This window comes from Fibrobacter sp. (assembly GCF_045601785.1).
Classification (GTDB): Bacteria; Fibrobacterota; Fibrobacteria; order Fibrobacterales; family Fibrobacteraceae; genus Fibrobacter.
This window is the reverse complement of sequence record NZ_JAZSAF010000086.1, coordinates 108,769-134,066: the sequence shown is the minus strand read 5'-3', so window position 1 is coordinate 134,066 and position 25,298 is coordinate 108,769. Positions and strand designations below refer to the sequence as shown.

Here is a 25,298-nt window from a genome sequence, read left to right as displayed (position 1 = left end):
ATGCAGTGCAGAATTCTTACTTATTTGATTCTTCTAACAGCTGTCGTTTCAGCCTTTGCAGCCAAAGCTCCGACACACCGTTCCCTAAGAGCCGAAGCCATGGGTAACGCCCACATCGCTGTGGTCGATGACAAAGAAGCCATTTACTTCAACTACGCAGGCTTAAACCAGATTAACCGTTTGGGCAACTACAACCTGCGTCCCGAGCAAGGCTACTATCCGCGCAACTTTATCGGCGATATGCGTCTGAACCTTGGTGGTGCAGGTCCGTTCGAGACCTATTTTTCGACCTACAATGTTGCCAAAGACCTACAAAAGCTTTACAACAACGCCCATGATGTTGCAAACGAAACGGGACTCCCCATGAACACTGTGTTGATGGATACCCTTGCAAGCCATCACGAGCTCATCCACAAAGTCAACAGCTACGACCACAAGTACCTTACTATGAAAATCAAGGCCGACGCCGAAATGGCTTTCCACAATTTTGGTGCAGCCATCTGGGTAGATGGAAATGTGGCTCCCTACCTCGACGCAGGCATCATTATTCCGTTCATGGTTGTAGATACCTTCTATGTCGATGCCGTGGCACAGGCTGGTGGCGCTTATGGCATTACCGACCGTCTGGCCGTCGGTGCAGGCCTTAAGCTTGCCAAGCGTCAAAAGGTTGACATAATTACGGTAGACATCATGAACTACGACGCATCGCAGGATACCCTGGAAGACCGCTATCACGATGCCACCGACAACGTTTTTGATTTCAAGTCCGTATCCGTTGGTATGGATCTCGGCGTCCTCTACCAGCTGACCCGTGAACTCAGAGCAGGCATGTCTGTCCGCGACATCTACTTCAAGGATCTCGACGGCGATAAGATTACTCCCAACGTGTCTGCCGGTATCAACTACAGCCCGCGTTTCTTTAACAAGAACACCGGCTACGCCCGCAAGTTCAACATGGCTCTCGACTACGTTGACGCCATCAACGGTCAGAACAACTATAAATTTCCTTCGCACATCAACTTTGGTATAGAAGTCGAACAGAACCTGCTCGCATGGCCCGGCTACAGCAACGAAATTCGCGCTTTGGCACTGCGACTTTCCGGCGGTTTCAAGGGTGGCTACCCTGCTGCCGGTTTCGGTCTCGAAGTTCTCAGGTTCTTCACGATCGAATTTGCCACATGGGCAGAAGAGCTTGGCTACTATACCGGACAAGACGAAGAACGTATTTACATGGGTCAGCTGAGTATCGGATTCTAACGATCCGGTCCCGTGACGACAAACAATTTGAGATAAGCAATAGAACCGTGCGACAAGCACGGTTTTTAAGGTTAAGCGAGAATGGACCAGAAAGAAATTGACCGCACACGCTATTTTGAGCTGAAAAAACAACTGGAAGAAGCTAGCCGCCTGTATTACAAAGACGGTATTTCCCCCATGAGCGACCAGGATTTCGACTTCGGGCTCAAGGAGATGGATGCGCTCGAGGCGAAGTATCCGGAGCTGCGCGGCAAGGATTCCCTGACGCAACGGGTCGGAAGCGACCTCACCAACGACTTTGCAAAGGTGGCACATGCCGTGCCCATGCTCAGCATCGCGAACGTGTACAGCGCCGAAGAAATGGCAGAGTTCGTACGGGCCGCTGACGACGGAATTGCAGCCCTTGAACCCCAGACCTCAAACCCCAAAGCGACCGAAGGTCGCGACCCCAAACCTCATACCTGGATCTGCGAGAGGAAAATCGACGGCGTTTCGCTTTCCATCGTGTACGAGAACGGACGCCTGAAACAAGCGGCTACCCGCGGCGACGGTGCCCAGGGCGACGATGTAACCCTGAACGCACTCACGATTGCGGACATTCCCGAATACTTTGACGCGAAGAAACTGAAGATTGACCCGAGCGAAATCCCGCAGGGCACTTTCGAGGTGCGCGGCGAAGTCTACATGGAGCGGGTCGCCTTCGAGCGCCTGAACGAGCAGTTCATATTGGAAGGCAAGAAGATTTTCCAAAACCCGCGCAATACCGTCTCGGGTTCGCTCAAGCTCAAGAGCGTTGCCGAATGCAAGACGCGCCCGATGCGATTCTTCGCCTACCACATTCCGCAGAGCAACAACAAGACCCACGAAGAAAACCTGCTGCAGCTAACGCGCCTCGGGTTCCACACGAACGACTACTGGACTGCCGACACCACCGAAGAAATTATGAAGATTTCGGAGCAAATTGGCGCGAGCCGCGACAGCCTCCCCTTCGAAATCGACGGCATGGTCGTAAAACTAAACGACCTTGCCATGCAACGCGCGCTGGGTACCACGAGCAAGAGCCCGCGTTGGGCCATCGCCTATAAGTTCAAGGCCGAGCGTGCCTACACGCCGCTTCTTTCTGTTGAATTCCAAGTGGGCCGTACCGGGGCCGTGACGCCGGTCGCAAACCTCGCCCCCGTGCGCCTCGCGGGCACCACCGTCAAGCGCGCCACCCTCCACAACTTCGACGAGGTTTCGCGCCTGGACCTGCATTACGGCGACACCGTCGGCGTCGAGAAGGGCGGCGAAATCATCCCGAAAATCACCGACGTCAAAAAAGAACTCCGCCCGGCGGGGGCCGTCCCCGTGACCGCCCCCGAAAAATGCCCGGTTTGCGGAGAACCGCTCACCCACATCGACGACGAAGTGATTTTGCGCTGCGAAAACATGCACTGCCCGGCGCAGGTGCAATGCCTGTTCGAACATTTCGTGAGCCGCGAGGCCATGAACATCGAAAACCTCGGCCCCGCCCTTATCGCAAGCCTGATTGCCACGGGCAAGATCAAGCGCATTCCGGACCTGTACCGCCTTACCCTCGAGGATTTGGAATCGCAGGAGCGCATGGCCAAGAAGAGCGCCAAAAACGTCTTCGACGCCATCGCCGCTTCGAAGGAGCGTAGCCTCGAAAACCTGCTACACGGTCTCGGCATTCGCTTTGTGGGCCGCACCAGTGCAAGGAACCTCGCCAAGCACTTCCGCACGCTCGAAGCCATCCGTACCGCCACCGTCGAAGACTTGCAGAACGTGACCGACGTCGGCGAACGCATCGGGAAATCCGTCTACGACTTCTTCCACACGCCGCTCTACACGAACGAAATCGACGAACTCGTGGCCCTCGGCTGCCCCACCGAATTCAAGGGCGTCGTGAAGACGCTATTCCAGGGACAGACCGCCGTCATCACCGGAACGCTCCCGAGCATGGACCGAGACGAAGCTCGCAAACTTATCGAAGAGAACGGCGGCAAGGTATCGGGCTCCGTAAGCAAGAAGACGAGCTGGGTTTTGGCAGGCGAAGCCGCCGGTAGCAAGCTCACGAAGGCGAACGAGCTCGGCATTCCCGTGCATGACGAAGCCTGGCTCCTCGCGCAAATCGCCTATGCCGAAAACACTAGCGAAGCTACCGCTGACGATACCGCAGACGCCGAAAAGAAACCCGCAGAAATAACACAGAACGACAACGGCAAACAGCTCAGTTTGTTCTAAAGTGAACTCCTGCAAATGAATCCGGCTCTAGAAAAGCGAATCAAAAGGCAAATCATCGGAAAGCCGCACCGTTTCTTGGCGGTGGTTCCGCTTGGTTTCGAAGATACCCTCGTCCAGGAACTTCACGCCATCGGCATCGAAACCGTTGATGAAATCGCGGTGACCTCCGACGGAAAAGTCGAATGGACCTCCAAGATTACCGAAGCGTGGAAAGCCATAGCCTACTCACGCATCGCAAACCGCATCTTGATGCACATCGCTGATTTCAAGGCAGAAAATTTCCGCGAGCTCGAAAAGAAGGCTAGCGAAGTTCCCTGGGAACTTTATCTTGCCGAAGCTCCGATGCAGCACGCATCCATTCACGTCAGCTGTAAACATTCGCGACTGTACCACAGCGACGCTGTCGCAGAACGGCTGCAAAAAATTATAGAAGGGGGATGCCTCCCCCTCGCACCTAACGCCACAAACCTCTTCGTTACCCTCATCGACGACCGCTGCACCATTTGGCTAGACCTTGCCGGAGAAGAGCTCTACAAGCGCGGCCACGAACGGTTCGTCAACGAAGCTCCGCTCAAAGAAACCATCGCCGCCGCGATGCTCTTCGAGGCCCTCAAGATTGCGGATTCACCACAAGTTACCCTGTTCGACCCCATGGCGGGCAGCGGCACCTTCAGCCTAGAAGCCGCCTACGCAGCAAATAGGCTCATCCCCGGCACCTGCCGCGACTTCGCGCTAAAGCACCAGCCCGCCTTCAAGGATGCCACCTGGAAATTCATCGTCAGCGGTAAAGACAAGGCAGACGGCAAAAGCGGATTACAGCACGCCATCTCAAAAATCATCACGAGCGACATCTCGGAACGCGCCGTCGAAATCATCAAACACAATGTGGAATGTTGTCCGCTTGCAGGCATCGTTCCAAACGGCAGCAAGCTCGCAATTCAGCCGCAGCTCCGAGACTTTTTCAGCTACACCGCCCAAGATATCGCAGATGCATGCCAAGGCGACACCGCCCCCGTCATCGTCCTGAACCCGCCCTACGGAAAACGTCTCGACTTCGACGCGCCCAAACTTTATACGCAAAGCGGCAAAAAACTTACCGAACTTTCCTGCGAATTAAAGCAATTCAACAAAGCGCTCACGGTCGCCATTCTCGCCCCCAAAGACGGCCCTGGCGCACAATACACCTGTACTGCAAACCTGCTGCAACAGTGTCCCGCTCTCGCACCTAAAAACAACCCCGCCGCAAAGCTCATCGTCACAAGCCACGGCGGATTTACGCTCAACACATTTATCGCAAAAATTTAACGGGCTGCGGCAGTATTCAGCAGCAGTCCTCAAACAACGGCAGTTTATTCCGCTTCGGGCAGCACCTTGGTGCGGCGCATAAACGCAAGCGTTTCCTTTTCATCTTTCTCGGCAAGCATTTTCAAAAGGTAAAGCAACTTGCGGTAAGTCTTCTCGGTCATTTTTTCGCGGGCCGTGCTTTTCGTCAAGTACAATAGCGGAGATTCCTGCGTGTAGCCCGCCCTGTTGTAAGTCTTCGATGCCGCCACACGGTCGCAGAACATTTCCTTGATGTAGCGGTCGGGCATATCGATGGGCACAAGCTTCTTGGTCGCCATTTCGTAATCGTACCAGAATTCAAAGTGGTGTTTGTTTCTGCCCTTGTGATGCATCCACGCCAGGCTGTAGCCCTTGTCGTTGCGTTCGCCGTTATTGGGCGACTGGTCGCCCGTGTAATACCGTGCACCAGGAATAAATTCTGTCGGGCTGTACTTGGACAAATCGTGGAACAGTCCCTGGAACCCGATGCCCGCCTTAAAACACAGGCGAACCACCTCGTTGCGGTGTTTCGTGATGGTAATAAAATGCTTTATCGGATGAAACTTCATAGTCGCACCACATCGTCACAGGTTTCCGCGACCGCCGAACGGTGCGTCACTAGGATTATCGTCTTATCTTCCAGATTTTCAAACAGCCTAGCAAAGAGTTTACGCTCCGTTTCCTCGTCCAATGCCGAGCTGATTTCATCAAAGAGCAAAATGTTTCCGGGGCGCAAGAGCCCGCGGGCTATGGCAATGCGTTGCGCCTGGCCTTCGCTCAGTCCGTGGCCGCGTTCGCCAAGTTCTGTATCAAGTCCCTGCGGCAAATCAAATACAAATTCGGCACAAGCCAGTTCAAGCACGCGGTGAAGTTCTGCATCATTTGCCGTAGGGCAAGCCAGTTGCAAATTGTGCCGAATCGAGCCGCTCATGAGCGTGTTCCCCTGCGGAACATATACAAAATTTGTTCGCAATTTTTCAGACAAAATTTCAACCGTTCCCGAAGCGACCCCTTCGGAATCTTTGCTTTCCGAATAGAGCAGCATCCGGCCCGCATCGGGGCGAACAAGTCCTAGCAACAGGCGAAGCAGCGTCGTCTTCCCGGCACCCGTCTCGCCCATAATCGCAACCTTGCTCCCAGGCTTAAAATCGTAACTGAAGCGATCTATAATTTCGCGAGACTGTCCCGCATAACCAAAGCGGATACCTTCAAGTCGAACCCCCAGCATGCCCGGAATTCGATTCGAAGAAGTTTCCGAAAGCGAATCCTGTTCTGCCCTCAGTTCCTGCAAGCGGTCTACACCGGCCATCGCATGAATTAGCTTCGGTCCCATGTTGAGCAGCGAAAAAATCGGGCTCTGAATCTGGCTCACCAGCTGCAAGAAAGAGGTCATGACACCAAACGAAATGGCACCACTGCGCAAGCCAAGACCGCCCCACACAAAAGCCACCATGTAGCCAAGCCCAAGCGTGCAGCCAAACAGAATCCGCGTGACCATCGTAAACTGGGCGCGACGGGCAACATTGCGTTGCAGGTTGCTCTGCTGACCGTTCAAGAGCCCAGTCACCCAGCTTTCGCTTTCAAGCGAACGGAGAACGGCATTGTATTCCATGCCTTCCTGCACCTGGGTCTGTATGCGGCTTTCGCTTTCACGAATGGCAAGAGTCATGTTCTTCAGCTTGTGCGAAATCAGCTTTCCAAAGATGACCGCCACCGGCGTCAAAAGCAGCAACAACCAAGCAAGGCGCGGGTCGAACCAGCGCAACAGCAGAAATGCTCCGACAAGCTGCAGCGTAGTCACCAGCATCTGCGGAATCGTCTCCATCGAAACTTCGCTGATTGTCTCGATGTCCTTGGAAAAACGCGAGGTGATGTCGCCGGAATGGAGCTCCCTGACATCGTAGAGCTTTCGGCGGAACAGCCGATTGAACATTTCAAGGCGCAAACAGCAAGCGGCACGAACGGTCGCCGTAGTCGTCATATAGACATTGAGCTGGCGCAACAAAACCGCCCCGACCATCGTAAGCAGCAACAAGGCAGCCATACGCATTACATCGTCATCGCTACCGGTACGGATCGTCTCGTCAATAAACTGCTTAGAAAGCCACACGATAGCAAGGCCAAGGAACACCCGGGCAAAGCCAATCGCCACGCGAAAGGCCGCATTTAGGCGAAATCCATTCGAGTTGTCCCACAGCCAGGCGAGGTATTTCATTCGACCACGTTTACCTTTTGCCACTCGGCAACGATAGACGCCACATCCGCCTTTGCACGGTCCGGCGTCACATCATATTCTTCACACAGGGCTAACGCCAGGGCATCTACCGTAAAGTCGCCCATTTCCGAAGCCTTTGACCAGAGCCAGGCAGCAGTCTCGTTCAGGCACAGCAACCGTCCAAAATCCAGCGCACCGATGCCTTCGCCCATAATCACCTTTTCGCCACACACGTCGCGCAGCACAAAGCCAGACTTCAACTTCATAAAAAGACTCTCCTATAAATAGCGAGCAACCAACGCCTAAAAGGTAGAAGTTCAAACCAAATTTTTGCGAACAGACGGCTCCTAAAACCGTCCAACGAGCTTTTTTTCCCGCTGGCAGACACCACATAAGCCACCTTCGCCTTGATTTGCTCCACGCGACAGTGCTCGCGGCCCGCCAAATTTCCATCACCCATCAGCGACACGCGCTCACTTTCAATCTTTACAATGCGGTGGACCACATGGCGACCGCCTTCGACTTCCGCGAGCACAACATCGCCCACCTTCGGGGACTGAGTTGGCTTTTCAAGAATGACGCTGTCGCTCCCTCCCACGATAAACGGGAGCATGCTGCGACCATTCACCGGGAATGTCACTGCAACTCCTTCGTTGACCAGACGAACCGCTTCCGACAAGATGACTTCGTCGCTCACCATGCTAGGCTCCGGTTACCGCCTCGCGGCAAATCTTTGCGGCCTCCTCGTCAGGGAGGCATTCCAGGTACCACACCGGAACATGAGACGCCAAAGCATTTTCTCCTTGATGCAAACCGTCGGCAATATTTCTGTCCCAGCGCTTGCCCGAAATGCTCGATATAATCGCTGCGTATGCCTGCACCCCGCGCAACCTGGAAATCTTGTTGAACGGTGCCTGCGACAATAACACAATTCCGCCCACCGGCGCTTCGCGGTTCTTGTAGCACGGGGTCTTGCCACTCCAAGGCGAACCATAGACGACTGCTCCCCTGTCGCTATAGAAACGCACCACGGGATTGTCATCGTTCAGCAGTTCCGAACCCTCGTTGTACTTAAGCCACAGCCGTGCATGCGTGCTCTTGCCCGTGCCGCTCTTGCCCAGGAACAGGTAGCCCTTGCCACCGTACTCCACAACAGCCGCATGGAACAGGAGAGAGGCTGTATTCGCCGTCGCAAGCGCATAGAGAACCATCAGGGCGTTGTTCACGGCAAACTTAAGGAGCGAAGCCGAAAGGCCCTGCGGAACAAGCAGTCGTGCCGACTTGTAATCGAGAGAACAAACCAGCATACCAACAGCCACATGGTGCAGGTAAAAGTCAAACACCGGCTCGCCCGAGTCCGTATGCCCACAGTAAATCTGCTGGTCTTCTTCATCCTGCCGCACCTCTTCGACATAGGAGAGAGGAGCAGACACCTGCGCCGTCATCGTGAACACACAGGGGGCATCCGATGCGGAAATCTCGAACGGCTCGTAGTTGGCCATCAGCGAAAAAAAATCGACCGGCCAAGAAGAATCTTCTGCAACTGTAACAGCAAACCGGTTCTCTGCAACGCAATAAGACTTACAAGCCATCTAGCTGAATTCCTTTAACGAAAATTTTCTCACCCGAATGCGCATCGGTATTGTCGATGCAAAAAACTCCACATGCTTAAGCACGCCCCACAACGACTCCGCCGGATCAAAGGTAAAATGCCTGAGCGGATGGAACCAATTGTGCATAAAGCGCCTAACAAAACTCGTCGAGACCTTCGGAATGTAATGGCCAAAGGCGCCACCCCTGAATATTTCAGTAAGCAACAGTTCCGCACGCCTTTTATCGGGGGCACAAAGCAGACATTCGCGGTTCAAGCCCAGAAGATTCTCAAAAATCCACATCAATGCTGCCGCCGTCCGGTGCAAGCCAAAGCGTTTCAAGTTCGCCGATACAAAAGAGCGGTCTTCTGCAGTTGAGCGTAGCAAAAGGACCGCATAGTCCACCACCTGCTTCAGGCCAATTCCCGACGCAACAAAATGACGCTGGATATGCGACAATTGCATCACCAGCGCAAAACGGATCGACGGCACATTGAAGCCTTCTGCAACTCGTTCAGTCTTACCAATTTCTTTTTCAAGAAACTTTTGCATGCGGCCATTCGAAAACGGATTCAGGTTCCCTGACGACGGACGGAAATGGACCTCCACGGAAACACCGTCCATCTTTTCTTGCAAATGCACATGGTGCGGCGACATCTGCGAGAACTTTTTCTTTTCTTCGGCAATCACAGCTTCGCGGGACATCCCCTTCTGCTTTTTTTCAGGTTCAAGGAGTCCCAACTGGAGCAGCAAGCCGACAACCTTTTCTCGCCCGCCCTCTACCCAGATGTCGATATCGCCACACTGCCTGGCAAATGCATCTGGGTAAAGCCTTGCATTGGCAGGCCCCTTCAGAATAGCACACTTGCGGTTCATCGAGTCAAGCTGCTCCGTCAGGCGAGCGGCAATCCTGTTCAGCAGGGCGTTCTGCCCGCGAATCGTTTCGGCTTCGCTCGCCCACTGAAAGACAAGCGAAATCGGCGGACGCTGCTCGCTCGAAAGCTTGCAAATGGCATTATAGAAAAGCCCCAAAAGCAACTGCCTTGAGGCCTGTTCATACAGGGAAACCCATTCTTGTTTTGAGAGTGTAAACGAGACACTTTGCGAAGTGCCTAAGGCAAGTCGCAAGAGCCCAAAAAGCTTATTGTCCTTATTAGAAGGCAACGCTTACGCGATCGGATCCTGTTCGTGAGGGAAAACGAAACCAGCTTCGCAATTAGAACCAGAACAAGCAAGAAGACTTGCATTGTGTTTCAGTTCAACCGATTCCATTTTAGGAGCAACATATTCTTTCTTTTCTGTGTTCATTTTTTTCTCTTTGATTAGATTTTTATAACGTCAATTTCATCTTGACATGGAAGACTGTCGCACAAAAGATTAGGCTTTGGAGTCAATTCAACAATCTTCAGCTTAGGCGTTTTATATTTCTTTTTCTCTTGCTGCTTCATTTTACAACGACTCTTTTACCGTTATTGTAATAGGTTCCCTTTGTTGTCGGCTTACCATTCAGCTTGCGACCCTTCATGTCATACCAACCTTCCATCATCCGGACATCCCCAGTTCGAGTATTCAGTCTAGCTATAGGAGTTGTTTGTTCAACATCGTCACCAATAATAACAACATCTATCCATTCCGGCACATCATGTTCCTCAATAGAAGCCGTAAATGGCATCGGTTTAAAGGACCTTGCATTAGGAGCATTATCTGGTTCCGGATCAGACGAAGGAAGCTGTTCATAAATCAGATAGGCACGCATAGGACGAATCCAAGCATCCTTACCAAACTTCGTAAATTTGCCAATCTTTATATCATCAGAAACATCGTGTGCAGAGAACGCATAGACCTTTCCCAATTCAGGGTCACCTTCACCCCATACATGCTTTGTATACGTTCCCTTGAAAGTCCACGCACAACCATCCTCTTCGTATACGGTAGTAGAATCATGCATTTCACTTGTATTAAATGTTACAGGACCATAAAATGTGAGATTCTGTTCTTTAGCAAAAAGGAGATAAGGAGTATTGGCAACTAATTGCGTTGTCTTGACCTGGCTGGCACCAGCAACCCATTTGCCAGCTTGCTTCATCATAACGACGCTATAAAATTCTGCGCCATTAACCTTGTTTGTATCTATAGAGAACGGCAACACAACTGTCGAATACTTAACCAGCGGAAAACTGCGGTTAAATGTAACACTATTCACGGTCACATTTTCAGGGATGGAGATGGGGGTCATAGCTTCATCATCAATCAGAGCGGAAGTTGTTCCATTTTCATTCTCGTAAATGCTCACGCCACCATAGGTTGCAACAAGTATCGGGTATTCCGCCCACTGAGCCGTAAGCGTTATATTCCCTGTAGAATTAGACGGAATGCTTTCTACAAGTTCTTCACTTTCATTGAACCAGCCAAGGAACTTAGAGCCCGACTTTACCGGCGAGGGAAGGCTTGCCAACCCAGCTATCGTGTAGGTTTTAGGATATTCACCAGCAAACGAGCCTTCATTTAACACATAGGTAATCGTGTACGTCTTCAGAGCCCAACGCGGATAGAAGGTAGCATCAGCATCAGCAGTGTACTTCGCTCCAAGATCAATTTCTTCGTCCGTGGCCGAATTAATCCAGCCATTTTGTTCGTAATCACCTTCGCGGAAGAATGTCTCGCCAGGCATATCAAAATCGTAGCCTTCTGCCTTGATGTCATTGGCGCGTTCGCCGGTGATGCCTTCGCCATCACCAGGCAAATAGGAAATCGTGTAAGCAACAACCCAATGCGGATAGAGAACCAAGTTCTTGTTTTCACTATAAGATGCGCCAACCTTATACGTAAGTTCGCCGCCATCTTCAACACTCCACCCATCTTGAACAAAACCTTCGCGGTAGAACTCGTCAACAACACCCTTAAGAGTGATTGTTTCGTCCCAATCCTTCTTATCTGCGACAGAAGTTCCACTTACAGAGGTACCCGACATGTAGACAATGGAATAGGTATTTATCTCCCATTTTGCATAAATAGTTATGTCTTCAGCCGTTCCCTGCGTTATCTGTGTCGCTCGCATGGTGAAACCTTTATCATAGAACCAGCCTTCAAAAGAATATCCTTCTCTAGTAGGCTTCTTGAAGACTATCGTCGGGGTTGTTACGTCATATGAACTCGGGTTATCGTCATCATTTGTACCTTTATCCAAGTCATACGTAATCGAGTAAGACTCAAGTTCCCAACCTGCATATAGAGTTTCATTTTTTGTGATAGATGTACCAAATCCGAAAGTATTGTTACATTCAGGTTCTGTATACCAAGCAACAAATTTATAGCCAGGATTAGCAACAGGATTCTCAGGGGATGTTACACTTTGCCCTTCCTCAACCTGGACATAATCTACCCAGGTTCGTCCATGACCATTTGCATCGTAGGTAACAGTATAAGTCGGTACTGCAGTCCAAACGGAGTAAATTGTTACATCACCAGTAACTTTGATATCCTCAACATGTATGGTATCACTGTAACTTACACCTTTACCTATAATATAGGATTCTTCCGGATTATCCAATACCTTTTGAGTCCAGCCTGTAAAATAGAGCATTGTCGTCTTTAAGCATGTTCCATTTCCATCCGTTTCGTCACAATGTTCATATGGATCAGGAAAAACAATATCATTGATATTCACATTATCATTTTTTGCAATCTTTTTTACAATAGTCGTGCCATTCAAAACACCACTCGTAGAAGCGAATGTGACATCATAGTAGGGATACCACACAGCATAAACAGTATCCGGTCCATCAACCGTTCCTAAATTTTCATCAGGATCTACAGCATCCTTATTCAAAGACCAACCGGCAAAGCTCAAGCTCTCATGTGTCGGAATGCCGATTTCATCTGCAATAATAGTCTTTCCCAAAAGAAGCGTCTTGGATGTTTTCGCCCCAACAGGGAATGTTCCTCCATTGGCATTAAAGGTAATTTTGAAACCATCAGAGCCATTCAACGAGACTCCAGAAATGCCAACGGCCCAAACGGAACTCGTATCACCAGAACAGGTCCCCGCATTCCAAGTACCACCATTCAGTTTGCAGACAACTTCCTCGGAATTTAGATCAGAAACTGGTGTAATTGTTCCTGAAGAATTGCCTCCATTCGCCTTATCAACAAGACCTATACCATTCCCAAACTGGTCAGAGTCATAGAAAACATTGGCGGTACTCGCTTTTGCGGAACCTTTATACACTTTTCCAACAATAGCCCCTGTGTAGCCACCTTCTCCCGTGTTGAGCAAGGTTTCACCCGCATAGACACATGATGTAATTTGAACCGTTTTATTCTTGACAAGGCCAACAATTCCACCAATAAAAGCTTCATTTCCACTGGAATAAATATTGACAGAACTGACACAATTTTGAATTGTACTGCTATGAGCATTACCGACAATGCCTCCGACCCCCTGCTTATCACCACTAACATTAATGGCGCCAGAGGTCATAATACCATCAACAAGCCCACCATTGTTAGTTTTATAGCCAATAAGAGATCCTACAGAGATTTCATCTCCACCCCCGAAGGCTGAAGTCTTGTTATTTGTTGCATAGATGTTAACATTTTCAAGGGCCAGGTTTTTAATTGTGCCACTTGTGAAAACCGCAATGAAACCTATGTTTTGTGCATAAGAAGAATCGTTATAAGCTGTAATTATATCGGCACCCCTAATATAGAGGTTCCTGATAGAATGGCCATTACCATCAAAAGTACCAGCCCATCCAGTACTATGGTTTCCCGCACAAATCGGCAACCAAAGTTTCCCCGCCAGATCAATGTCATTCATCAATTTGACATTATAGGATGACCCACCACCCTTGGTTTTCAAGGAAATCCAAGCCAATTCATTAGCTGTATAGATCATTCGGTAGTCTTTTCCACCAATAGTTTCAACTTGAGGTTCCACAGCGACATCAGTCCACTTTTGGATAGTCTCTGCAGCAAACCCCTGCCCGAAAGCGAGCAGGATAAAAAAGGCAAATATTAGACTGAACTTGGTATTTTTCATAAGATGGACCTTCCTTTCCATATTTAAATACCCTTTCCCCATATAAAAATTTAGAAACATTTATGTTTAATAGGAAAATATATCATTAAAATAATCTTACATAAAACTTACACCACATAAAAGAGAGTTTTTTCCACTCCATTTATCGTCTTTTTTCTCAAAAATTGCACAGTTTTCTAAATTTCAAGAAGATTTTTCAGCAGACACCCGTAATTATTTACGAGTAATGCCGCAGATTTTAAAGACACAAAAAGAGGATTATTATGCCGAAACTTCGTTCGCTCAAGACTATGGAAGGCCGTGAAATGGCCGGTGCACGCGCCCTGTGGCACGCAACAGGAACCAAGGTGGAAGACTTTGGTAAGCCCGTGATTTGCGTGGTGAACAGCTATACCCAGTTTGTTCCGGGCCACGTTCACCTGAAGGACTTGGGCCAGGTGGTCGCCCGCGCGATTGAAGCCGCCGGCGGTGTCGCGAAGGAAATGAACACCATCGCCGTGGATGACGGTATCGCCATGGGCCACGACGGCATGCTTTACAGTTTGCCCAGCCGCGACTTGATTGCGGACTCCACCGAATACATGGCTAACGCCCACCGCGCCGACGCCCTCGTGTGCATCTCCAACTGCGACAAGGTGACTCCGGGTATGCTCATGGCCGCCATGCGCCTCAACATTCCGGCAATTTTCGTGAGCGGCGGCCCGATGGAAGCTGGCCACGTGACCACGAAGGACGGCAAGGACCGCGCACTCGACCTGATTGACGCCATGATCGATTCCGCCGACAACACCATCAGCGACGAAGAAGTAGCCGCCATCGAAGCGAACTCCTGCCCCACTTGCGGTTCCTGCTCCGGCATGTTCACCGCAAACTCCATGAACTCCCTGACCGAAGCCCTGGGCCTTAGCCTCCCCGGCAACGGCACCATCGTCGCGACCCACGCCGAACGCAAGAAGCTGTTCGAAGCCGCCGGTAAGCGCATCGTGGAACTCTGCCACCAGTATTACGACTTGAACGACGACAGCATCCTCCCGCGCAGCATCGCCACGAAGGACGCCTTCGAAAACGCCATGCGCCTCGACATCGCCATGGGCGGCTCCTCCAACACCGTGCTCCACTTGCTCGCCGTGGCCCAGGAAGCAGGCGTGGACTTCACCATGAAGGACATCGACCGCCTTTCCCGCAACACGCCGTGCATCTGCAAGGTGGCCCCCACCGTTCACAACATCCACATCGAAAACGTGAACCGCGCCGGTGGCATCATGGGCATTCTCGGTGAACTGGACCGCATGGGACTCCTCCACAAGGACGCGAAGACCGTCCACGCGAAGACCATGGGCGAAGCTCTCGAAGTGAACGACCTCAAACGCAACCCCAGCGAAGAAGCCAAGCAGCGCTACCTCGCAGGACCGGGCCGCAAGTACAACCTGGTCGCCTTCTCCCAGAATTTCATGTACCCGGACCACGACCTCGACCGCGCCACGGGCGCTATCCGCGATGGCGAACACGCCTACACCAAGGACGGCGGCCTCGCTGTTCTGTACGGTAACCTCGCAATCGACGGCTGCATCGTGAAGACCGCCGGCGTCGATGAATCCATCTTCAAGTTCACCGGCCCCGCCGTGGTGTTCGAAAGCCAGGAAGATGCCGTGAAGGGCATCCTCGACCCGAACGTGGTGAAGGCTGGCGACGTGGTCGTCATCCGCTACGAAGGCCCGAAGGGTGGCCCCGGCATGCAGGAAATGCTCTACCCGACCAGCTACCTCAAGAGCCGTCACCTGGGCAAGTCCTGCGCGCTGCTCACCGACGGACGCTTCTCCGGCGGTACCAGCGGCCTTTCCATCGGTCACGCTTCTCCGGAAGCCGCCAACAAGGGTAACATCGGCCTCGTGCACACGGGCGACGTCATCGAAATCGACATTCCGAACCGCAGCATCAACGTGCAGCTCACCGACGAAGAGCTGGCCGAACGCCGCAAGGAAATGGAAGCCCGCGGCGCCAAGGCGTGGCAGCCGGAACACCGCGACCGCAAGGTGTCCAAGGCTCTGCAGGCATACGCCGCGATGGCATCTAGTGCTGACAAGGGTGCAGTCCGCGATTTGAGCCTCATTGGTGTGAAGTAACTTTCAGCTTAAGCCTATATACAGCAAAAAAACACTCTGCGTTGCAGAGTGTTTTTTTCGATGAAGAGGAAATTCCGGCTCAAAGGCCGGAATGACATTCCTGTCTACTGCCTACTCGTAATTCCGCTACGACACGAGCATCATCGAGAACACCATGACGAACAGTGCGACGGTTTCGCCGACGCCCAAGACCATCAGGTAGTTCACGAGGCCCTTGCCGGTTTCGCCGAGGGCGTTGCAGGCGTCCGCAGCGGACTTGCCCACGTACCAGGCAGAAGCCATCATGCCGATGCCACCGAAGATGCCGACACCCAGGTATGCAGCCCAGTTGGCCGGGGCCGCCTGGGACTTGTTCAGGATGTACATCATCAGCAACATGCCGTAGATTGTCTGCGCAATCGGCGCGCCCACAAAGATGAGCAGCGTAAACAGCGCGTTCTTACCCTTGAGATACGCCTTCTTCCAGGCCCCGATGGCCGCCATGCCGGCAGTCCCGCAGCCCAGCGCAGAACCCACCGCGGCAAGGCCCAGGGCCGCCACCGCGCCAAGTTTCGCGAGCGTTAAAAGTTGAGCTTGATCCATACGTGTTACCTCGCTGGATTAGAGCACCATCATGGAGAACACGAGAACGAACAGGGCCACGGTTTCCACGATACCGAGCACCATCAGGTAGTTCACCATGCCCTTGCCGGTTTCACCGAGGGCGTCGCAAGCCACAGCAGCGGACTTGCCCTGGTACCAGGCAGAAGCCATCATGCCGAGACCGCCGAAGATACCGGCGCCGAGGCAGCCGCCCCAGTTGGTAAAGCCGGATTCAGCAGCCTTGCTCAGGATGAAGTTCATGAGCAACATGCCGTAAATCGTCTGGGAAATCGGGGCACCCACGAACACCAGCAAGGTGAAGAGGGCCGACTTGCCCTGGGCATAAGCCTTCTTCCACATGGTGATGGCGGACATACCAGCCGTTCCGCAACCAAGGGCGGAGCCCATTGCCGCAATGCCGAGAGCGGCTGCAGCACCCATTTTAGCGAGAGTAACCATTGTATTCGGTTCCATTGTTTTTTCCTCATTAAGTAGCGGGAATCATCCCTTGGTTTAATTTTTCTGCTTGGCGAAGGGCGCGAAGGCGAATCCGCTCCATTCCTGGCCAAGTCCATTTGAAAATTCGAGTGTGTTAAGACGTACGGCGTGGACGGCGACGCCCATGACCGCAAGCGCGATGTTCAGGCCATGCACAAAGAGCAGCAGGAAGGCCGCACCAGCGATACCGACAGCAGAGCCGAACAGCGGCGAGAGCATGTCGTTGAACGCTTCGGCAATGGCCGCACCGGACATGCCCACGGCAAACAGACGGATGTAACTGATCACGTCAGTAAAGCTGTTCACCACGTCGAGCACGAGCATCGGGATGCTGATGAAGTCCTGCTTGAGCCTCTTGGGCGGCACCGTAAAGAGCACCAGGAGAACGGCTTCCACGATGAACATCGGGATGACGAACTTCGGCATGTCGATACCGAGCACCATCTGGCAGGCCAGGAAGAACATCACCCAGCAGCCGATGAGCCAGCCAACCTGCGCCATGAACGTGGAATCCTTGCGCTTGATGCGCACGCACACGTTCCAGATGTGAGCGATACTCAGGTGGACCACGGCGATGCAGAAACAGAACAGCTGGATATGCTGCATCTGGGAGGCACCCGCCGCCTTCGGCACGAAGCTTTCGGGCAACAGCGTGATCGACTGGGCGAAGGCCTTGTAGGCTTCGAACTTCGCAGGGTCAGTCGGGGCGCTAGTGCGGATCCAGAGCATCGCGTTCTTCAGCGGTTCAGGCAACCAGCCGTAGTTGGTGATGTCCAGGTAATACGTCCACCCCGCAAGCGAGGGGCTGAGCCCGAGGAAGCTTGCGTTAATCACACCCCACACGATGGTGGCGATGCTCATGAGGTAGATAAAGTGGAAACCTGCAGGGTTCGCCTTCGGCATCTTTTTGCGGGCAAAGAGTGCGAGACCGAGGAACAACAGGCCGTAAGCCGAGTCGCCCACAATCATCGCAAAGAAGATGCTGAAGAAGCAAAGGAATACGGCCGACACGTCCACTTCCTTGTACCCCGGCGAAATGCCGATGATGTCGTACAGGAACTGCATGGGGCGGCTGAGCTTGCTGTAGGTCAACAGCGTCGGGATGTCGTCGCCGTCGGCTGGGTCGTCCACCAGGAGGCCCCAGCCGTGCTCGCGGGCGGCCTTCTCGAGTTCGCCCACGCGAGGTGCAGGGCAGAAGCCCTGCACGGCGGCGACGTTCTTGTCGCCCACCATCGAGGCTTCGGCTTCGACCATGCGGTAGTCGTCGCCCACTTCGAGGAGCTTGTCTTCGATAGATTCCCTGACGCCCGAAAGTTCACCCAGGCGACGCTCGACGCGGGCAAGCGTTTCCTTGGCTTTCGCTTCCATTTCGCGGTATTCGGCAAGGGATTTGGGCGGCATCGTGAGTTCGGTGAAGTTACCCTTCACCGCAACAGGGGCTTCTCCCCTGCTCACGACAGCCACATACTTGCCGTTTTCATCCTGGCCGAATTCCTCGATAGAACCTTCGCCATCGAGTTCGAACGGGACTTTACCGTCATGGAGCTGGTACAATTTGACATAGATACCCTTCGCCTGCAGGGCAGCAGCCGTTGCGGGGTCCAGGTTCTTGAACATGGAAAGTTTGGTGAGTTCCTCTTCGGCCTGTTCCTTGTCAATTTCCGCCTGCTTGCTTTCGGCAACCAGTTGCTGGATTTCATCGATAAGGCTTGCGGCAGGAGCGGCATCCTTCACGGGAGTCACACCCTTCGGGGCCTTCTCGGGCACCACTTCCAAGGCCTTCTGCACGCGGTTTACTTCGCCGCGGGCATGGTTCAGCTTGGCGCCTGCTGCCGCCTGCAAGGGCGTGAGGTGCAAAATTTCAAGCGTACGGAGCGCCTGGAGCGTCTCTTCAACCGCACCTGCAACCGTCAGCACCGTCACCTTCTTCATAGGAGTAATCATGCGGCGGCCTCCTTCGCGAGTGCATCCTGAACAGCGGTACGGGCGGTGGCCTTACCCTTGGCAAGCTTGCTGCGGGCAACGCCGGACGTCTGCTGGTCGCCCAGGAAGATGTTGATGACGCGGATATTTTCCTTCGCTTCGGGAATCTTCACCTTTTCGAACAGATTCACGCGCTGGCTCGTGGTACGCAGTTCCTTGGAGAGGAGCTCGTACTGACGCTCGAGCACGCGGCGTTCCAGACGCAGCGAAATCAGGCCCTGAAGGCTTCTGATACCGTCGTCCAGCCACACGGGCGTGGTAAAGAAATCCGGAATCGAGATATTAAAATCTACCCCGTCGTATGTCGGAATCTTCACGCCGGCGATGTTACCTTCGCCCTGGCGCACTTCCTTCACCGACAGGTACTTGCCCCACTCGACAGGTTCGGCAAACAGCGAAATCCAGGAGGCCATGCTCTTGCGGAGCTTGTCCTCTTCGGCTCGCTTAGCCATCACCCGTTCCTGGAGCGTGCGCATTTCCATCTGCAGCTGCTGCTTTTTCAAGAGCAACGTGGGCAGATAGCGCTGGAAGCGCTTCAATGCGTCGCGTTCCGCCTTGAGGGCGTTCTTTGTTAACTTGACCTTCGCCATATTACCCCTTCTTGGGCCAATATTCGTTGATCATCTTGGTCGGAATACCCGTTTCTTCGGGTGCGAAACAGTCAGCAAGGATTTCCCAGCCAAGGTCCAAAGCCTTTTCCAGCGGAATGTTGACGGAAAGATCCATCATTTCGCTTTCGAAACGCTGGCCATACTTCAACAGCTTCTGGTCCCAGTTACTCATGTTGAAGCCCATGGACTGCTTTTCCAAAGTTTCCTTGTAGCTTGCGTACAGCTGGATCATGGTGTTCATGATGGTACGGTGGTCGCTACGGGTCTTGCCGTTCACCTGCTGTTTCAAACGAGACAGAGAACCGAACGGTTCGATACGGCCCTTACGCAGGTAGAACTGACCTTCGGTAATGTAACCGGTGTTATCCGGAACCGGGTGAGTCACGTCGTCGCCCGGCATGGTCGTCACAGCCAGAATGGTGATGGAGCCCGAACCTTCGAAGTCCACAGCCTTTTCGTAACGGCTGGCCAGCTGGGAGTAAAGGTCGCCGGGGTAACCGCGGTTCGACGGAATCTGTTCCATCGTAATGGCGATTTCCTTCATGGCGTCAGCAAAGTTCGTCATGTCGGTGAGGAGCACAAGCACGTTCTTGCCTTCGGTGGCGAACTTTTCAGCCACGGCAAGGGATGCATCCGGCACGAGCAAGCATTCCACAATCGGGTCAGAGGCGGTGTGCATGAACATCACCGTACGGCTAAGGGCACCGTTCTTTTCGAGGAAGTCCTTCAGGTACAGGTAGTCATCGTGCTTCAGGCCCATACCGCCGAGGATAATCACGTCCACTTCGGCCTGCAAGGCAATGCGGGCCAAGAGTTCGTTATACGGTTCACCGGCGATAGAGAAAATCGGGAGCTTCTGCGAAACCACGAGCGTGTTGAACACGTCGATCATCGGGATACCCGTACGCACCATCGTCTTCGGGATGATACGCTTGGCGGGGTTCACGGAGGGGCCGCCGATAGTAATGCGTTCGCCGTCCACTTCGGGGCCGTTGTCGCGGGGCTTGCCTGCACCGTTAAACACGCGGCCAAGCAATGCTTCGCTGTACGGGACCTTCATCGGTTCGCCGAGGAAGCGCACTTCGGAGTCGGTCGAAATACCGCGGGCACCTGCGAACACCTGCAAGTCCACCATGTCGCCGTCAATACGGATCACGCGGGCAAGGGATGTTCCGAACGAGCTTGTCACCTGGGCAAGTTCCTGGTTTGCTACACCTTCGGCGCGGAGCGTAATCACGGAACCGGCGATGCGTTCAATACGATGGTATGCCACATTATGCATTAGCGGAAACCTCCTTCACGGAAGCAAAAATACTTTGTTCAAGATCCTTGAATTCCTGAGAATCGAACTTGACACGGTTCCAGTCCTTCGTCGACTGAGTAAGCTTAAGGAAGAACGTACGGGCGACGTCCTTTTCGCTGAACTTCATCGGGGTCTTGAGAATGGTGTAAACCTTGTCGAACACGTACTTCTGGCGTTCGGCGGAGCAGGCGGCGTCGATTTCGTTATAGGCGTCCTGCTGCAGATAAACGGCATCGAGGTATTCGGACTTCAGGTAAATCACGAAGTCGTCGATAGAGGTACCTTCTTCGCCCACCACCTTCATCATGTTGTTCACGTCCACGCCGTTTGCGAGGATGTGACGGGCTTCGGCAACCTTCTTGCTGTCGATGATGCCTTCGTACTTGGACCAGGAATCCAGCGGGTGGATTGCCGGGAAGCGGCGCTGGTCGGAACGTTCACGGCTAAGGCCGAGGAATGCGCCCACCACCTTAAGGGTGGCCTGGGTCACCGGTTCTTCGAAGTTACCACCTGCAGGCGACACGGAACCGCAAATCGTCACGGAACCGGTAGAGCCGTCCTTGAGGCGAACCACGCCACCGCGTTCATAGAAGGCGGCAATCACGGATTCGAGGTAAGCCGGGAAGGCTTCTTCGCCCGGAATTTCTTCCAAGCGTCCGCTCATTTCACGCAGAGCCTGAGCCCAACGGGAAGTCGAGTCAGCCAAGAGGAGCACGTTCAGGCCCATCTGGCGGTAGTATTCGGCGAGAGTCACGCCCGTATAGACGGAAGCTTCACGGGCAGCCACCGGCATCGAAGACGTGTTACAAATAATCAGCGTACGTTCCATGAGGGACTTGCCGGTACGCGGGTCAATCAGTTCAGGGAATTCGCGGAGGGTTTCCACCACTTCACCTGCACGTTCACCGCAAGCGGCCAAGATCACGATATCCACGTCGGCGTAGCGGCTCATGAGCTGCTGAAGCACCGTCTTACCGGCACCGAAGGGGCCCGGCGTACAGAACGTACCGCCCTGCATCACGGGGAAGAACGTATCGATAATGCGCTGCTGCATGGTGAGGGGCTTGGAGGGACGCAGGCGTTCTTCATAGGCCTTGATCGGCATCTTCACCGGCCAGGTCTGCACCATGGTCACGTCCTGGGTTTCGCCCTTATCGTTCTTGAGTTTAGCAACAACAGTTTCAACAGTGAATTCGCCCGCGGCAGAGACCGATTCCACGGTCCACTTGCCCAGCAGGCGGAACGGCACCATGATGCGGTGCGTGAACACGCCTTCGGGCACGGTGCCGAGCGTATCGCCGGCGACCACCACATCGCCCACCTTCGCGACCGGGGTAAACGCCCACTTCTTGTCGCGGGGGAGCGCCTTCAAGTACTTACCGCGCTGCAAAAAGAAGCCGCATTCTTCGGCAAGCTTCGGGAGCGGGTTCTGCAGACCGTCAAAGACCTGGGTCAAAAGGCCGGGGCCAAGTTCTACGGACAAAAGTTCGCCGGTGAATTCCACCTCGTCACCTGTCTTGAGCCCCGTGGTGTCTTCGAACACCTGGAGTTCGGCGTAGTCACCGCGGATACGGATGACTTCGCTCTTGAGGGGGATAACTTCGGACTTGCCGTCCTTGTTTTTCTGAGTAAGCTTGGCATACGCCACTTCGTTCTGGGACACGGCGCTTTCGAACTTGACGCGAATCAGGTTACCGTTGACGCCGATGATTTTTCCGATACTAGCCATTGAAAATGGACCTCCGGTCATTCCTGTGCCGCCGCAGGGGCGTATGCAGGATCGTTTGCATTAATAACATTCAACACGGCAGCGTCGCCCGCTTGTTCGGAGAGGCGCGCCCAACGTTCACAAATCTTCAGTTTGATCGCATAAGCGTAAACATGCTTGACGGTACCCTCGCCTACACCTGCAAGCGAGTCCACAAGCCAGAAACGGGCCTTGTCGATATCCTGCTCTTTTTCCATAGGATTCGACTTGGCAAACGCATCTTGAATCATCTTGGCAAAGGCGACATCGTAACCCGGGAAGGACTTTTCCGTAAAACGGATATCGGGCCCCCATGCGCTTGCACGGAGCCTGCCCGAAACGTTCTTCATCTGGATTTCGTGGGCCTTGTAGGCGCGCACGAACTCGTCGTCGCACTCTTCGCATTCACCGTCATCCAAAAGCGCGTCCAGAGCCGCAAGTTCCGGCTCGGACAGCACGCCGATGCAGCGGTGGCGAAATTCTTCCATACTGAGCGGGGCTGGATCGCCGAACTCAATCATCGGAAGAGATGCCATCAAGTAAGAAGGACTGCTCATCAAGTACCCGCGTTACTTCGCCTGTGCGGCAGCGTTTACCACTCTAGCAAGTTGCGGACGGAGCAGGGCCGAAAGAGCGTCGGCCATTGCAGCTTCTGTAAATTCGTGGGTGACCTTGCCGCCATCGAGCTTGATGCGGAAGCCGAACTTGACGCCCTTGTCGCTTTCGACCTTCACGCCGGCGGAAAGCTGCTTCTTGAACTCGCCCATCACAAAGGAGCTGAGCTTACGGGCATCGGCGTCGGAGAAATCCACCTCGATGTCGGAGGTATAGGACTTGGCTACCGTGAGGAGCATGCTCTTGACGGTGGATTCGTCCAGGGACTTCTCCACCTCGAGGTTCAACAGGTCCATAATCATCTTTTCGAGATTCTTGCCTACCGAAAGCAAAAGGTCGCGGGCGGACTGTTCCAGGGTGCGTTCGCTACGTTCCGTGAACGCTTCGGCGTCCTTGTCGGCCTTTTCCAGACGGGCGGACGCTTCGGCCTCGGCAGCCTTCACGATATCGGCCGCCTTTTCCTTGGCCTTGGCAATGATAGCCGCCGCCTCGTTTTCTGCTTTATCGACAGCATCTTTCTGGATGCGTTCCATAAGGTATTGCAAGTCTTCTGCCATATATATCTCCAATAACAAATCCTAAAGATCCCTATAGCAAAAAACACACCAAAAGGACCTTTTTGGAAAAATTTCGATAGTAATATACAAGTAATTTTGGCAAAAAGTTAAAAAAATCGGCAAATTTTTTGAAATAATGGATAAAAATCCCGTTTTTGGCGATAAATGTGCAAAATTTGCGAAAAATAAAGTTTACAAGCCGTTTTTTTGGATTTACAGGAAATGTTTTGGAGCCAAAAAAATTTACAGAATTTGTTTTCTACGCAAAATTAGCGGTGTTCGTTCGTCGAGGGTTCAAGGCCACGGAAAAACGCCAAACCGTCAAAATCGTCCTTGAGGGCCTGCACCGTTTCACCGATCATGTAAAGGCTGCCTGTTACAAGAACTGGAATATTTTCATTGTCTGAATAGGCCGCGTCCGCCACCTTGTCCAAATAACCACGGTTCAGTTCACCCTCGCTAGCCACCTTCAAGCCCAAATTAGAGAGTTCGGTCTTCAAATCGTCCAATTCCCGGAAACGCGGGTACAGCGTCTTGGTAATATGCCAATGACTCACATAGGGAGCCATCAACTTGAGCATTTCGGCCACATCTTTATCCTTGAGTGCACCAAAGACGCAGTGGAACTTGACTCCCGGATAATACTGAGCAAGCGTTTCGACCAGACGGCGCACCGCATGGGAGTTGTGGGCGCCATCCAAAATGTAACGGACCACCCCATTCTTGTCGGAAAGCTGCTGCATGCGACCCGCCCAGGAGCGGGTCCCTAGGGTCTTTAGGGCCAAGGCTTCATCGTAGCGTTTGCCATTACTTTGTATAAATCGCTCCGCCGCCGCCAAGGAAAGGCTCGCATTTTCGATGTAATGGTGCCCCAGATTCGGGAGCTTGATGTCGGTCCGGATTGTAGGAACAATACATTTAGCATCATGTTCGCTTGCGTAAGCGCGGGCATCGGCTAATAATTCGCTGGAAAGGCCTCCAACTATAAATGTCTTGCCACAGGCGCCTCCCGCCTCGACTACAGCCATTTTCTCTTTGAGGATGGCGCTTTCGGTAGGGCCCAGGACTTCGGTATGTTCCAAGCCAATGCTCGTGAGCACCACGATATCGCCACAAGCGACCGCAGTGCTATCGAGGCGGCCTCCCATTCCCGCTTCCATCGAGACGACATCAACCCCTTGCTCGGCATAATAAAGGAACGAGACGAGCGTCAGGACTTCAAAGAAGGTCGGCTCCACCTGCACCTGTTCGGCGGCAGCCTTCACCTGGAGCAGCAATCGGTCCAAATCAGCGTCGCTAATGGGAATGTCGTTGATGCGGATACGCTCGCGAAGGCTTACCAGATGCGGACTCGTGAAAAGTCCCGTTTTAAAGCCGTGCACCTGCAAGATGCCTGCCAGGTAGTAACTCGTGGAGCCCTTGCCGTTCGTACCGACGATATGGATGGTCTTGAAGGAGCGTTCGGGGTTTCCGAGGGCGTTGCAAAGTTTACGAGTTGATTCAAGCCCCGGCACCATGCCGAACATGAGCCTCGAATTCAAATAATCCATACCGAGCGATTGCATGTGCCAAATTTAGATAATAGACGAGAGACTAGAGACGAAAGA

The 25,298-nt window shown here is 53.1% G+C and carries 21 protein-coding genes; 4 read left to right on the top strand and 17 right to left on the bottom strand.

Annotated features, from left to right (window positions below; translation table 11 throughout):
* The 3 genes from ACKI61_RS14550 to ACKI61_RS14540 all read left to right on the top strand — a co-directional run bounded on the left by ACKI61_RS14550 (position 1) and on the right by ACKI61_RS14540 (position 4,806).
* Positions 1–1,257, top strand: a complete 1,257-nt coding sequence (locus ACKI61_RS14550; protein ID WP_407458381.1) for a hypothetical protein — start codon at positions 1–3, stop codon at positions 1,255–1,257.
* A gap of 81 nt (positions 1,258–1,338) precedes the next feature.
* Positions 1,339–3,501: an NAD-dependent DNA ligase LigA gene (gene ligA / locus ACKI61_RS14545; RefSeq protein ID WP_407458380.1), complete on the top strand. Its 2,163-nt coding sequence runs from the start codon at positions 1,339–1,341 to the stop codon at positions 3,499–3,501.
* A 15-nt stretch (positions 3,502–3,516) separates the two neighbouring features.
* A complete protein-coding gene (locus tag ACKI61_RS14540) occupies positions 3,517–4,806 on the top strand; it encodes a class I SAM-dependent RNA methyltransferase (RefSeq protein WP_407458379.1) in 1,290 nt (429 codons plus the stop codon).
* Between the two features lie 44 nt (positions 4,807–4,850).
* Here ACKI61_RS14540 and ACKI61_RS14535 read toward each other — a convergent pair whose 3' ends face one another.
* The 8 genes from ACKI61_RS14535 to ACKI61_RS14500 all read right to left on the bottom strand — a co-directional run bounded on the left by ACKI61_RS14535 (position 4,851) and on the right by ACKI61_RS14500 (position 13,672).
* Positions 4,851–5,393, bottom strand: coding sequence for a DUF5662 family protein (locus ACKI61_RS14535; RefSeq protein ID WP_407458378.1), 543 nt, complete (start codon positions 5,391–5,393; stop codon positions 4,851–4,853).
* Positions 5,390–7,039: an ABC transporter ATP-binding protein gene (locus ACKI61_RS14530; RefSeq protein ID WP_407458377.1), complete on the bottom strand. Its 1,650-nt coding sequence runs from the start codon at positions 7,037–7,039 to the stop codon at positions 5,390–5,392. The genes ACKI61_RS14535 and ACKI61_RS14530 overlap by 4 nt, the downstream gene beginning before the upstream one ends.
* The gene (locus ACKI61_RS14525) at positions 7,036–7,305 is read right to left on the bottom strand and encodes a PqqD family protein (protein ID WP_407458376.1); all 270 of its coding nucleotides are present in this window, start codon (positions 7,303–7,305) and stop codon (positions 7,036–7,038) included. The genes ACKI61_RS14530 and ACKI61_RS14525 overlap by 4 nt, the downstream gene beginning before the upstream one ends.
* Positions 7,302–7,739, bottom strand: a complete 438-nt coding sequence (locus tag ACKI61_RS14520) for a S24/S26 family peptidase (RefSeq protein WP_407458375.1) — start codon at positions 7,737–7,739, stop codon at positions 7,302–7,304. Before ACKI61_RS14520 ends, ACKI61_RS14525 begins: the two co-directional genes overlap by 4 nt.
* 1 nt (position 7,740) lies before the next feature.
* On the bottom strand, positions 7,741–8,631 hold the full coding sequence (locus ACKI61_RS14515) for a hypothetical protein (RefSeq protein WP_407458374.1): 891 nt from the start codon (positions 8,629–8,631) through the stop codon (positions 7,741–7,743).
* Positions 8,632–9,759: a nucleotidyltransferase family protein gene (locus tag ACKI61_RS14510; protein WP_407458373.1), complete on the bottom strand. Its 1,128-nt coding sequence runs from the start codon at positions 9,757–9,759 to the stop codon at positions 8,632–8,634.
* Positions 9,760–9,798: 39 nt separating this feature from the next.
* Positions 9,799–9,939, bottom strand: a complete 141-nt coding sequence (locus ACKI61_RS14505; RefSeq protein ID WP_407458372.1) for a hypothetical protein — start codon at positions 9,937–9,939, stop codon at positions 9,799–9,801.
* 136 nt (positions 9,940–10,075) lie between these two features.
* A complete protein-coding gene (locus tag ACKI61_RS14500; RefSeq protein WP_407458371.1) occupies positions 10,076–13,672 on the bottom strand; it encodes an InlB B-repeat-containing protein in 3,597 nt (1,198 codons plus the stop codon).
* Positions 13,673–13,935: 263 nt separating this feature from the next.
* On the opposite strand from ACKI61_RS14500, the gene ilvD reads away from it, so the two are divergent.
* Complete coding sequence (gene ilvD, locus ACKI61_RS14495) at positions 13,936–15,795, top strand: dihydroxy-acid dehydratase (protein WP_407458370.1); 1,860 nt, start codon at positions 13,936–13,938, stop codon at positions 15,793–15,795.
* 126 nt (positions 15,796–15,921) lie between these two features.
* Here ilvD and ACKI61_RS14490 read toward each other — a convergent pair whose 3' ends face one another.
* The 9 genes from ACKI61_RS14490 to ACKI61_RS14450 all read right to left on the bottom strand — a co-directional run bounded on the left by ACKI61_RS14490 (position 15,922) and on the right by ACKI61_RS14450 (position 25,256).
* On the bottom strand, positions 15,922–16,377 hold the full coding sequence (locus ACKI61_RS14490; RefSeq protein ID WP_072799628.1) for a V-type ATP synthase subunit K: 456 nt from the start codon (positions 16,375–16,377) through the stop codon (positions 15,922–15,924).
* 18 nt (positions 16,378–16,395) lie between these two features.
* On the bottom strand, positions 16,396–16,851 hold the full coding sequence (locus ACKI61_RS14485) for a V-type ATP synthase subunit K (protein WP_083532182.1): 456 nt from the start codon (positions 16,849–16,851) through the stop codon (positions 16,396–16,398).
* Positions 16,852–16,890: 39 nt separating this feature from the next.
* Complete coding sequence (locus ACKI61_RS14480; RefSeq protein ID WP_407458369.1) at positions 16,891–18,819, bottom strand: V-type ATP synthase subunit I; 1,929 nt, start codon at positions 18,817–18,819, stop codon at positions 16,891–16,893.
* Positions 18,816–19,448 (bottom strand): V-type ATP synthase subunit D, encoded by a 633-nt coding sequence (locus ACKI61_RS14475; RefSeq protein WP_407458368.1) that lies wholly within the window; start codon positions 19,446–19,448, stop codon positions 18,816–18,818. The genes ACKI61_RS14480 and ACKI61_RS14475 overlap by 4 nt, the downstream gene beginning before the upstream one ends.
* 1 nt (position 19,449) lies before the next feature.
* Positions 19,450–20,751, bottom strand: a complete 1,302-nt coding sequence (locus tag ACKI61_RS14470; RefSeq protein ID WP_072799621.1) for a V-type ATP synthase subunit B — start codon at positions 20,749–20,751, stop codon at positions 19,450–19,452.
* Positions 20,744–22,501 carry a V-type ATP synthase subunit A gene (locus tag ACKI61_RS14465; protein ID WP_407458367.1) on the bottom strand — a complete coding sequence of 586 codons (1,758 nt, stop codon included), beginning with the start codon at positions 22,499–22,501 and terminating at the stop codon, positions 20,744–20,746. Before ACKI61_RS14465 ends, ACKI61_RS14470 begins: the two co-directional genes overlap by 8 nt.
* A 17-nt stretch (positions 22,502–22,518) precedes the next feature.
* Positions 22,519–23,076 (bottom strand): DUF2764 family protein, encoded by a 558-nt coding sequence (locus ACKI61_RS14460; protein ID WP_073116467.1) that lies wholly within the window; start codon positions 23,074–23,076, stop codon positions 22,519–22,521.
* A 12-nt stretch (positions 23,077–23,088) separates the two neighbouring features.
* Entirely contained in the window at positions 23,089–23,691 is a 603-nt protein-coding gene (locus ACKI61_RS14455) for an ATPase (RefSeq protein WP_088627877.1), read from the bottom strand.
* Positions 23,692–23,960: 269 nt separating this feature from the next.
* Positions 23,961–25,256, bottom strand: a complete 1,296-nt coding sequence (locus ACKI61_RS14450; RefSeq protein WP_407458366.1) for a bifunctional folylpolyglutamate synthase/dihydrofolate synthase — start codon at positions 25,254–25,256, stop codon at positions 23,961–23,963.
* Between the last annotated feature and the right edge of the window lie 42 nt (positions 25,257–25,298).